The organism is Paracoccus sp. JM45 (assembly GCF_003590715.1).
GTDB lineage: Bacteria > Pseudomonadota > Alphaproteobacteria > Rhodobacterales > Rhodobacteraceae > Paracoccus.
Genome location: NZ_QQVY01000008.1, coordinates 122976 through 134116, shown reverse-complemented (window position 1 = coordinate 134116; position 11141 = coordinate 122976). Strand labels below are relative to the sequence as shown.

General features: G+C 60.2%; 13 protein-coding genes. 6 read left to right on the top strand and 7 right to left on the bottom strand.

Annotated features, from left to right (window positions below; genetic code table 11):
• Positions 1-155 precede the first annotated feature (155 nt).
• Positions 156-1994, top strand: a complete 1839-nt coding sequence (gene ilvD / locus DWB67_RS12090) for a dihydroxy-acid dehydratase (protein ID WP_119807791.1) — start codon at positions 156-158, stop codon at positions 1992-1994.
• A 52-nt stretch (positions 1995-2046) separates the two neighbouring features.
• Here the strand turns inward: ilvD and DWB67_RS12085 are convergent, their stop codons facing one another.
• Both DWB67_RS12085 and DWB67_RS12080 read right to left on the bottom strand, forming a co-directional pair.
• Complete coding sequence (locus DWB67_RS12085; RefSeq protein ID WP_119807790.1) at positions 2047-2505, bottom strand: Lrp/AsnC family transcriptional regulator; 459 nt, start codon at positions 2503-2505, stop codon at positions 2047-2049.
• Positions 2502-2957 (bottom strand): Lrp/AsnC family transcriptional regulator, encoded by a 456-nt coding sequence (locus tag DWB67_RS12080; protein WP_119807789.1) that lies wholly within the window; start codon positions 2955-2957, stop codon positions 2502-2504. Before DWB67_RS12080 ends, DWB67_RS12085 begins: the two co-directional genes overlap by 4 nt.
• A gap of 127 nt (positions 2958-3084) precedes the next feature.
• Between DWB67_RS12080 and ilvC the strand changes: the two genes are divergently transcribed.
• Positions 3085-4107: a ketol-acid reductoisomerase gene (gene ilvC / locus DWB67_RS12075; protein WP_182911571.1), complete on the top strand. Its 1023-nt coding sequence runs from the start codon at positions 3085-3087 to the stop codon at positions 4105-4107.
• A gap of 49 nt (positions 4108-4156) precedes the next feature.
• On the opposite strand, the gene yghU is transcribed toward ilvC, so the two are convergent.
• Positions 4157-5023 (bottom strand): glutathione-dependent disulfide-bond oxidoreductase, encoded by an 867-nt coding sequence (gene yghU, locus DWB67_RS12070; protein WP_119807787.1) that lies wholly within the window; start codon positions 5021-5023, stop codon positions 4157-4159.
• Positions 5024-5128: 105 nt separating this feature from the next.
• Here yghU and DWB67_RS12065 point away from each other — a divergent pair, with 105 nt between their 5' ends.
• Entirely contained in the window at positions 5129-6208 is a 1080-nt protein-coding gene (locus DWB67_RS12065; RefSeq protein WP_119807786.1) for a PA0069 family radical SAM protein, read from the top strand.
• Here DWB67_RS12065 and bmt read toward each other — a convergent pair.
• The 4 genes from bmt to rpsF form a co-directional block, all read right to left on the bottom strand.
• Positions 6205-7197 (bottom strand): betaine--homocysteine S-methyltransferase, encoded by a 993-nt coding sequence (gene bmt / locus DWB67_RS12060; protein WP_119807808.1) that lies wholly within the window; start codon positions 7195-7197, stop codon positions 6205-6207. The genes DWB67_RS12065 and bmt overlap by 4 nt on opposite strands.
• 159 nt (positions 7198-7356) lie before the next feature.
• A complete protein-coding gene (gene rplI / locus DWB67_RS12055; protein WP_119807785.1) occupies positions 7357-7941 on the bottom strand; it encodes a 50S ribosomal protein L9 in 585 nt (194 codons plus the stop codon).
• Positions 7942-7953: 12 nt separating this feature from the next.
• On the bottom strand, positions 7954-8181 hold the full coding sequence (gene rpsR / locus DWB67_RS12050) for a 30S ribosomal protein S18 (protein WP_042247758.1): 228 nt from the start codon (positions 8179-8181) through the stop codon (positions 7954-7956).
• 13 nt (positions 8182-8194) lie between these two features.
• Positions 8195-8590: a 30S ribosomal protein S6 gene (gene rpsF, locus DWB67_RS12045; RefSeq protein ID WP_119807784.1), complete on the bottom strand. Its 396-nt coding sequence runs from the start codon at positions 8588-8590 to the stop codon at positions 8195-8197.
• Positions 8591-8829: 239 nt separating this feature from the next.
• Here rpsF and DWB67_RS12040 point away from each other — a divergent pair, with 239 nt between their 5' ends.
• The 3 genes from DWB67_RS12040 to speB all read left to right on the top strand — a co-directional run bounded on the left by DWB67_RS12040 (position 8830) and on the right by speB (position 11140).
• Positions 8830-9723 (top strand): MBL fold metallo-hydrolase, encoded by an 894-nt coding sequence (locus DWB67_RS12040; protein WP_182911570.1) that lies wholly within the window; start codon positions 8830-8832, stop codon positions 9721-9723.
• A 12-nt stretch (positions 9724-9735) separates the two neighbouring features.
• Positions 9736-10116, top strand: a complete 381-nt coding sequence (locus DWB67_RS12035; RefSeq protein WP_119807783.1) for a rhodanese-like domain-containing protein — start codon at positions 9736-9738, stop codon at positions 10114-10116.
• Between the two features lie 61 nt (positions 10117-10177).
• Complete coding sequence (speB, locus tag DWB67_RS12030) at positions 10178-11140, top strand: agmatinase (RefSeq protein WP_119807782.1); 963 nt, start codon at positions 10178-10180, stop codon at positions 11138-11140.
• Position 11141 lies beyond the last annotated feature (1 nt).

The window sequence follows — 11141 nt, the reverse complement described above, 5'->3', positions numbered from 1 at the left end:
GTCCCGCGACCGCCGGGGGGCTTGCCGCCCCCCGGACCCCCCGCAGGGCGTCTTTGAAATGCAAAAGATAGAAAACATATAAAAACTGGTGCTGTGGGTAATTTCCTTCCGTCCACCACAGTGCTAAACGCAACGGCAGCCAAAGGAGATCAGCTATGCCCGCCTATCGTTCCCGCACAACCACCCATGGTCGTAATATGGCCGGCGCACGTGGCCTGTGGCGCGCGACCGGTGTGAAGGACAGCGATTTCGGCAAGCCGATCATTGCCATCGTCAACAGCTTTACCCAATTCGTTCCCGGTCACGTCCACTTGAAGGATCTGGGCCAGATGGTCGCCCGCGAGGTCGAGGCCGCTGGCGGGATCGCCAAGGAATTCAATACCATCGCTGTCGATGATGGCATCGCGATGGGCCATGACGGCATGCTCTATTCGCTGCCTTCGCGCGAGATTATTGCCGATAGCGTCGAATATATGGTCAACGCGCATTGTGCCGATGCGATGGTCTGCATCAGCAATTGCGACAAAATCACGCCGGGCATGCTGATGGCATCCTTGCGGCTAAACATTCCCACTGTCTTCGTGTCGGGCGGCCCGATGGAGGCTGGCAAGCTGGTGCTGGAAGACGGCAAGCTGAAGGCGCTGGATCTGGTCGATGCCATGGTTGCCGCCGCCGATGATTCCTATACGGACGAGCAGGTCGACGCGATCGAGCGTTCGGCATGCCCCACCTGTGGGTCCTGTTCGGGCATGTTCACCGCCAATTCCATGAACTGCCTGACCGAGGCTTTGGGTCTGTCGCTTCCCGGCAACGGATCGACGCTGGCCACGCACGCCGACCGCCAGCGTCTGTTCGTCGAAGCGGGGCATCTGATCGTCGATCTTGCACGTCGCCATTACGAAGGTGACGATATGTCGGTCCTGCCACGCAATGTGGCCAGCTTTGCGGCCTTTGAAAATGCGATGACACTGGACATCGCTATGGGCGGGTCCACCAATACCGTGTTGCACCTGCTGGCCGCCGCGCATGAAGCGGGCATCGATTTTACCATGTCCGACATCGACCGCCTGTCGCGCAACGTGCCGGTGCTGTGCAAGGTCGCCCCTGCCAAGGACGATGTCCATATGGAAGATGTCCACCGTGCTGGCGGGATCATGGCAATTCTTGGCCAGCTGGACAAAGCGGGCCTGCTGGATACTTCGGTCAACAGCGTGCATTCGGGCACGCTGGCCAAAGCATTGGACCGTTGGGATGTGTCGCGCACCCAGTCCGAGGCTGTGCATGATTTCTATCGTGCGGCACCCGGCGGCGTGCCGACGCAGGTTGCATTCTCGCAAAGCCAGCGGTTCGAGACGGTGGATCTGGACCGTGAAAACGGCGTCATCCGCAGCGCGGAACATGCGTTCTCCAAAGATGGCGGCTTGGCGGTGCTTTATGGCAACCTTGCCGAGGATGGCTGCATCGTAAAAACCGCGGGCGTCGATGACTCGATCCTGAAGTTCGAGGGACCGGCGCATATATTTGAAAGTCAGGATGATTCGGTTTCGGCAATCCTGACCGGCAAGGTCAAACCCGGCGAGGTTGTTCTGATCCGCTACGAAGGACCGCGCGGCGGGCCGGGGATGCAGGAAATGCTGTATCCAACTAGCTATTTGAAATCCAAAGGTCTGGGCAAGGAATGTGCGCTGGTCACCGATGGCCGCTTCTCGGGCGGGTCATCGGGGCTGTCGATCGGGCATGTGTCGCCCGAGGCAGCCGAAGGCGGCACCATCGGTCTGGCCGAACAGGGCGACCTGATCCGCATCGACATTCCGAACCGCGTGATCGAGCTGGTCGTCGATGACGCGACCTTGGCCGTCCGTCGTGAAAAGCGCGAAGCTGCCGGTTGGAAGCCTGAAAAACCACGCAAGCGTCAGGTTTCGACCGCGCTGCGGGCCTATGCGGCCATGACCACCAGTGCGGCACGGGGTGCGGTTCGCGTCATTCCTGAATAAGCACGATAGCATTTCTGCAAAAGGGCGGGCGATAGTCCGCCCTTTTTGTGTGTCAAAGCAGGGGGCCGGGTCGGCGTTCTTCGGACAGCATGACGTTCGCCTCGACCTGACCGATGCCGGGCAGGGTCATTACGCGTCGGCGCAGGATGCGTTCAAAATCGCTGATGTCGCGGGCGGTGATCCGTAGGCGGTAATCGAACTGTCCAAGGACATGCTGGACCATCTGCACCTCGGGGATGGCGGTGACGGCGCGTTCGAAATCTTCCAGACTGGTGCGGCCTTTTGCGGCAAGGCGGATGCCCAGAAAGACCGTCACGCCAAAGCCCAGTGCAGCGTTGTCCAAGACCACCCGCCGACCCGCAATGATGCCGTGATCGGTCAGACGCTTGATGCGTCGCCATGCGGCGGGCTGGCCGATGCCCACAGCGCGTCCGACCTGCGCAGCGCTTTGCGTGGCGTCCTGCGCCAGTATGCGCAAGATGGCACGGTCTGTGTCGTCGATTTCGGTCACAGGGCCAGATCCTCACCGTCCTTGATTGTCGAGACCAGCATCAGTGCGTCGATGTCGGCGATATGGGGCAGCGTCAGGATGCGGTCGCGGTAAACCTGCTGCCAATGGGGCATGTCGCGGGCAATCACCGACAGACGCCAATCGACACTGCCGAGAAAGCTTTGAATCTCGATCACCTCGGGGACGTTGCGGACGGCAACCAGAAATTCGTCGAAGGCGCGCGGATTGGTCTTGTCCAAGGTGAACCGCAGGCTGACCTGAACCTCCCACCCCAAGGCGCGCCAGTTGATGCGGGCCTGAACGCCTTTCAGGACGTCAGCTTCACGCAGGCGTTCCATCCGGCGCCACAGGCTGGCGGTCGTGACGCTGGCGCGTTCGGCAAGTTGGGCGTTTGATGCCGAAGGATCCGCTAGAAGCTGGCGAAGTATGCGTCGGTCTGTGTCATCAGGCATGAATTTCATTATATATTACATAAAGAAGCATGATGATTTCATAAAGATGTAAATAAACGCGATGATTGTATGCTGTCATCGGCTTTTGCGGGCTATAACAATGCCAGCAAAGACAAAGGATTTCATCATGCGCGTTTACTACGACCGCGATTGCGACGTGAACCTGATCAAGGATCTGAAAGTCGCCATTCTTGGCTATGGCAGCCAAGGCCACGCCCACGCGCTGAACCTGCGCGATTCGGGTGCCAAGAACGTCGTCGTCGCCTTGCGCGAAGGCAGCCCCTCGGCAGCCAAGGCCGAAGGCGAAGGTCTGAAGGTCATGGGCATCGCCGAAGCGGCTGCATGGTGCGATGTCATCATGTTCACCATGCCCGACGAACTGCAGGCGGAGACCTATAAGAAATACGTCCATGACAACCTGCGCGACGGCGCGGCGATCGCTTTCGCCCACGGCCTTAACGTGCATTTCGGCCTGATTGAGCCGAAGCCCGGCGTTGACGTCATCATGATGGCCCCCAAGGGCCCCGGCCACACGGTCCGCGGTGAATACGTCAAAGGCGGCGGCGTGCCCTGCCTGGTTGCAGTGCATCAGGACGCGTCCGGCAAAGCGATGGATATCGGTCTGTCCTATTGCTCGGCCATCGGTGGCGGTCGTTCGGGCGTCATCGAAACCAATTTCCGCGAAGAATGCGAAACCGACCTGTTCGGCGAACAGGCTGTTCTGTGCGGTGGCTTGGTCGAACTGATCCGTTGCGGTTTTGAAACGCTGGTCGAAGCGGGCTATGCCCCCGAAATGGCCTATTTCGAATGCCTGCACGAAGTGAAGCTGATCGTGGACCTGATCTATGAAGGCGGCATCGCCAATATGGATTATTCGATCTCGAACACGGCGGAATACGGCCAGTACGTCACCGGCCCGCGCATCCTGCCCTACGAAGAGACCAAGGCCCGCATGAAAGCGGTTCTGACCGACATTCAGCAGGGCAAGTTCGTCCGCGACTTTATGATCGAAAATCAGGTTGGCCAGCCAACCCTCAAAGCGTCGCGCCGTTCGAACGACGAACACCAGATCGAACAGGTTGGTGCGAAGCTGCGCGAAATGATGCCTTGGATTTCCAAAGGTAAAATGGTCGACAAAGCCCGCAACTGATCTGCGGACCTGTCGATGTGAAAAGCCCGGGCAATGGCCCGGGCTTTTTTTATGATTCCAGCTTGTCCTGCGTGCGCGTCTGGAAATCGGACGCATCATGACGTTCGCGCAGCTGTTTGGACGGATCGCCTGATGTCGCATTGACCATCTGGCCGCGCTGAACAGCAGGGCGGGCGGCGATTTCTTCGCGCCAGCGGTGAAGGTTCTTATAGCTGGCCGCATCAAGGAAGGTCGCGGCATCGTCATAAACCCCGCCGCCGATCACGCGACCATACCATGGGAAGATGGCCATATCGGCGATGGTATATTCATCGCCCGCGATAAAACGGTTATCGGCCAGACGCTGGTCCAGCAGGTCCAACTGACGTTTAACCTCCATCGTAAAGCGGTCGATGGCGTATTCAATTTTGACCGGCGCATAGGCATAGAAATGGCCAAAGCCACCGCCCAGATAGGGGCCCGCGCCCATTTGCCAGAACAGCCAGTTCAGGGTTTCCGTCCGTGCCGCATGGTCCTTGGGCAGGAAGGCCCCGAATTTCTCGGCCAGATACAGCAGGATCGACCCGCTTTCGAAAACGCGCTGCGCGGGCGTCACCGAATGGTCCATCAGCGCAGGGATCTTGGAGTTCGGGTTCACATCGACAAATCCGCTGCCGAACTGATCGCCCTCGCCGATATCGATCAGCCATGCGTCATATTCCGCGCCGGTATGGCCTGCCTCCAGCAGCTCCTCCAGCATGATGGTGACCTTCTGCCCGTTTGGCGTGGCCAGCGAATAAAGCTGCAACGGATGCTTGCCGACCGACAGTTCCTTGTCATGGGTCTTGCCGGCGGTGGGGCGATTGATGCTGGCGAATTTGCCGCCGTTTTCCTTGTTGGGGGTCCAGACTTTCGGCGGAGTATATTCTTCGGTCATGTGATGTCCTGTCGTTGCTTATCTTTCCAGATGTGGTCGCCATTGATAAACATCAAGAACACGCAAGAACTTGGCAAATGTTCCGCTAATGTTCTATATTGCCCTATGCTTCCGCCCCGTGACCCTGACGAACGCCTGAAAGCCCGTGGCGCGGACACGCGTCCGGATGGCCGATTTGAACGTCATCAGCGCGAAAGGGTCGATGACGGCTGGGATATTCCCGAAGACGAACGCCTGTTGAAGACCGAGGTTGTGACCGAACAGCCGCGCAGCATTATCACGCGCAATACATCGCCCGATGTGCCGTTCGACCGGTCGATCAATCCCTATCGGGGGTGCGAACATGGCTGCATCTATTGCTATGCGCGCCCCAGCCATGCCTATCTGGGACTGTCGCCGGGGCTGGATTTCGAAACCCGAATCACCGCCAAACCGAATGCCGCGCAGCTGTTGGAACGTGAATTGGGTCGCCCCGGCTATCGCCCTGCGCCGATTGCGCTGGGGACGAACACCGATCCCTATCAACCGACCGAGGCGCGGTTTGCGATCATGCCTGATATCTTGCGGGTGCTGCGCGACTGGAACCATCCGGCGACCTTGATCACACGGGGGCATACGGTATTGCGCGACGTCGATTTGTGGGCAGAACTGGCTGCGCGTGATCAGGCGACCATCGGCATCAGTCTGACCACATTGGATGCAGGCCTGTCCCGCGCGATGGAACCGCGCGCCCCCACCCCCGAGGCCCGCCTGCGGATGATCCGCACGCTGGCCCGCGCAGGCATCCCGATCCGCGTCATGGTCGCCCCTGTCATCCCCGTCCTGACCGAGCCCGAGATCGAATCAATCCTGACCGCCGCGCGTGATGCGGGGGCCACCACCGTCAGCATGATCCCTGTGCGCCTGCCAAACGAGGTTGCGCCCCTGTTTCGCGAGTGGCTGCAGCGATACCGCCCGGATATGGCGGCCCATGTGATGAACCGGATACAGGCGATGCGCGGCGGTCGTGACAACGACCCGCGCTTCGGACACCGCTTCCGAGGGGAGGGGATCGAGGCGCAACTGGCGATGCAACGCTTCCGTCTGGCGCGCAAAAGGCTGGGCTATAACGAGGGGCACCCGGCGCTGGATTGCAGCCGCTTCGGTCGCCCGCCGAAAGCAGGCGACCAGATGTCATTGTTCTAGTGACGGCGACCGATGATCGTTCCTTCGGTCCCGTCGCTGGCTGAACTGAACGGCCCCAGCAGCGCGGTGATCTGTTCCAGCGTCGGGCGCGGTCCAAGGGGACGGTTTTCCAACGCCTCGCGCATGGCGCGCAGATGGGCGGGCATCGTGCCGCAGCATCCGCCGATAACCCGCACGCCCATATCGCGGGCAAGGCAGGCGTAATCGGCCATCAGTTCCGGCGTGCCGTCGTAATGGATATTGCCATCATGCATATGTGGCACGCCCGCATTGCCCTTGGCGATGATGGGCCGTTCGTTGCCCGATGCGACAAAACCAGTCACCGTGCGCAACAGATCCGACGCCCCGATTCCGCAATTGGCGCCATAAGCAACCGGCGGGTTGGGCAGACGTTCCACCGCCGAGGCCAGCTCGGCCGAGGTGGTGCCCATGATCGTGCGTCCCGCCGTGTCGAAGCTGAGCGATCCGCACCATGCCATATCGACCAGACGCGCGGCTTCGGCTGCGGCTTTCAGTTCGTCCAACGAGCTTAGCGTTTCGACCCAGAGGATATCCGCGCCGCCGTCTTTCAGGGCCTGGGCCTGCTCGTGGAACATCTCGGTCGCGCGGGCGCGGGTCAGGGCACCCATGGGGGCCATGAATTCACCGATGGGACCCATGCTTCCGGCGACAATGACCTTGCGTCCGGCACGGTCGGCCTGATCGCGGGCGATGCTTGCGGCAAGACGGTTCAATTCACTCACACGGCCCGCGGCGCCATGCAACCGCAAGCGGCTGGCATTCGCGCTGAAGCTGTTGGTCAGGAACAAATCGGACCCCGCGTCAATCGCGCTGCGATAAAGGGTGGCGATGCGGTCGGGATGGGTGGCGTTCCACAGCTCGGGCGGGGTGGTGCCGTCCAGCCCCATGTTGAACAGCGCGGTGCCGGTGGCCCCGTCAGCCAGAATATGGGGCGTGGTCCGCAGCATCTGGCTTAGCGCATCCGTCATCATCGCATCCTTCGCAGGCAGGGTCATTGACCCCGTGTCGGGATCAGCAATCATCAGGTCCATGGTGAATATAGCCGTGTGAAGAATAATTTTCACATGAACGTATAAGGACCGCGCCGGTTTCCCGGCACGGTCCCTTTTTCTGCATGTGATGCAGAATTAATCGCGGTCGTCGTCTTCGTCGTCCGAAGCGCCACCGATATCGTCGAACAGTTCGGCGATTTCGAATTCAGCTTCGGCGTCTGCGTCGGCAGCCATTTCCTGAATCGACTTGCCCTGCGCTTGCAGTGCAGCTTCTTCGGTGGAACGTGCGACGTTCATGACGATGGTTGCTTCGACTTCCGGGTGCAGAACGACGGAAACGTCGTGCATGCCCAGATACTTGATCGGCTCGCGCAGGACGACCTGCTTGCGATCGACCGAGAAGCCGGCTTCGGTTGCCGCTTCGGCTGCGTCACGGGTCGTCACCGAACCGTAAAGCGCGCCGGCGTCGGATGCCGAACGGATAACGACGAAAACTTCGCCGTCCAGTTTTGCTGCGATCGATTCGGCGTCAGCTTTGGAATCCGCGTTGCGGGCTTCCAGCTGTGCCTTCTGACCTTCGAACGCCTTGATGTTGGCATCCGATGCGCGCAGCGCTTTGTGCTGCGGCAGCAGGTAGTTACGGGCATAGCCCTCTTTGACGTTGACGACTTCGCCCATCTGGCCAAGTTTCGCCACGCGTTCCAGCAGGATGACTTGCATGTTCAGGTCTCCTTACTTCACGACATACGGCAGCAGGGCAAGGAAGCGGGCGCGTTTGATGGCGCGGGCCAGCTCACGTTGCTTCTTGGCCGAGACAGCGGTGATGCGCGAGGGCACGATTTTGCCGCGTTCGCTGATATAGCGCTGCAGCAGACGGGTGTCTTTATAGTCGATCGCCGGTGCGTTATCGCCCGAGAAGGGGCACACTTTGCGACGACGGAAGAACGGTTTGTTCGCCATGTCTCAGATCCTCTCAGTTCCGCTCGCGGCGGTCGCCGCGGTCGCCACGATCACGGTCGCCGCCACGGGGACGGTCGCCACGCTCTTCGCGCTTTTGCATCTGGACCGAGGGGCCTTCTTGATGCTCTTCAACGCGGATGGTCATCACGCGCATCACGTCATCATGCAGGCGGGCCAGGCGTTCCATTTCCAGCACGGCTGCCGAAGGGGCATCGGTGCGCAGGAAGGCATAGTGGCCCTTGCGGTTCTTGTTGATCTTGTAAGCCAGAGTGCGGACACCCCAGTATTCGTGTTCGACAACCTTGCCACCATTGTCGGCAAGAATGGTCGAGAAGTGTTCGATCAGCCCTTCGGCCTGCGTATTCGACAGGTCCTGGCGGGCGATCAGCACATGCTCATACAGAGACATGGCGATCCTTTCGAATTTCGGCGCATTTCATCGACGGGTCGTCCCTTCCGCACCCGTCACGAGAGGCTGCGCAATTTCAAGATATAGGCGGAAGGATGCGGCTTCATAGCAGCGATTGCCAGCAATGCAAGGTGATTCGGGGTTTCACCGACGGTGTCGCAAAGGAAACCGCAATGCGGGCTTCACATTTGCCCGACGCGGATTACATTCATATAGCAGAATGTAAAAGAGGCCGCATCATGTTCACCAGACACAGCGCAACAAAAGGAAGCACCTCCCCCGAGGTTCTGGGATTTTATGACAAGGACACTGGCAGCTGCCAGTATCTGGTCTGGGACAATGCGACCAAGGATGCCGCCCTGATTGATGTGGTTCAGGAATTCGACCCGCGCAGTGCCGCCACCCGTCATGACGCTGCCGAATGGGCGCTGGACCAGATTGCCGAACGCGGCCTGACCCTGCGCCGTATTCTGGACACGCACCCCCATGCGGATCACATGATGGCGTCCGACTGGCTGAAAACAAAGACCGGAGTGCGAAACGGGATCGGCGAAAAAGTGCTCGAGATCGCAAAGCTGTGGCAGGACATCTATCACGCCCCCGACGCCTTCAACCCGCGCGCCGATTTCGACGACCTTTTTGCCGATGGTGACAGCTTTGCCCTTGGCAACCTGCCAGTGCGGGTGATGCTGCATCCCGGTCATACGCTGGGATCGGTCAGCTATATCATCGGCGATGCGGCATTTGTGCATGATACCTTTATGCAGCCCGATGTCGGCAGCAGCCGCGCCGATTTTCCGGGCGGGTCGGCGGACCAGTTATATGACAGCCTGCAATCCATCCTGACGCTGCCGGACGATACGCGCGTTTTCATCGGGCATGATTACGGCACCAAGACACGCAAAGACCCCGCATGGGAATCAACCGTGGCCGAACAGCGGGCGTATAATGCCCATATCGGCGGCGAAACCAGCCGTGCCGATTTCGTTGCATTGCGATCGGCGCGCGATGCAACATTGCCTTTGCCCGACCGGATGTTGCATGCCTTACAGGTAAACCTGCGCGCCGGACGGTTGCCCGATGTGGAAGCCGACGGACACAGTTACTTCAAAATACCTGCGAACAAGTTCTAAGGACCGAAAAGCATGAAAACCGAAGAGACAGCGCAGGGCGCCCTTGAAACGTGGACTGTTGCCGAGGTTGCCGCCGCGCTTAAGGCGGATGAGATCGCAATGATCGACGTCCGCACCCCTGCCGAATATCTGTTCGAACATATTCAGGGTGCCCTGCTGGCCCCCATGGCCTTTATCATTCCCGAACGCCTGCCATTGGACGGTGACAAGCCGGTGGTGCTGTATTGCGGATCGGCCAAGCGCTCGGAAAAGGTTGCGCGCCTGATTCTGGAAACCGGAGTGACGGACCGTATTGCCCATATGCAGGGTGGTTTTGCCGCATGGAAAGACGCGGGCGAGGCTTATCGTGGTACCGATATGTCGACGGGCGCACCTGTTGTGACCAAGGGCTGATCACCTCTTGCGGGGGCGGGGGCTGCAGGGCAGTCTGCCCACCGCAACACAGGGGATAAAGATGGCGCTGGAAGACGCAAAACATCAGGTGGATCAGGCTTTCACGCGGACAGACCCGCGCGGCCTGTCATTCGAAAACGCCTTTGGCGGCGCCACCAGCTTTCTGCGCCGTCGTTACACCAAGGATCTGACCGGAGTGGATGTGGCCGTCACGGGTGTTCCTTTCGATCAGGCCGTTACCCACCGCCCCGGCACGCGCTTTGGCCCGCGCGCCATCCGCGAGGCATCGACCCTGCAGGCATTCGATGCGCCATATGGCTGGGGCTATGACCCGCTCACACTACTGAATGTGGCCGATTACGGTGATATGCCGTTCGATTACGCCAATATTTCTGATGTGCCCGCCCGTGTCACCGCCCATATCGGTGCGATCATGGATGCGGGGGCCGCGCCGATCACGCTTGGCGGCGATCACTTTATCACCTTGCCGATTCTGCGGGCGATGGCCGAACGTCACGGACCCGTGGCACTGATCCAGTTCGACGCCCATTCCGACACATGGGTCGATGACGACCCCGACCGCATCGACCATGGGACTTTCCTTTATAAGGCCATCAAGCAGGGGCTGGTCGATCCGGACGCCAGCGTCAGCATCGGCATCCGCACCGACAATCCAGATACGTTGGGCGTGACCATCCTTGATGCGCCCTCGGTGCATCAGGACGGGGTGCAGGCCACGCTGGACCGCATCCGCGCGGTGGTGGGCGACCGCCCCACCTATGTCACCTTTGACATCGACGCGCTGGACCCCGCCTTTGCACCCGGCACCGGAACGCCCGTCTGGGGCGGGCTGGCCAGCTGGCAGGCGGCGGCACTGCTGCGCGGGTTGGCGGGCATCAACATGATCGGCGGCGATGTAGTCGAAGTCTCGCCCCCTTATGACACCACCGGCGCGACAGCCATTGCAGGCGCGCATGTCGCGTTCGAGCTGATCGCGCTTTACGGCTGGAACAGGCGCGGGTAAC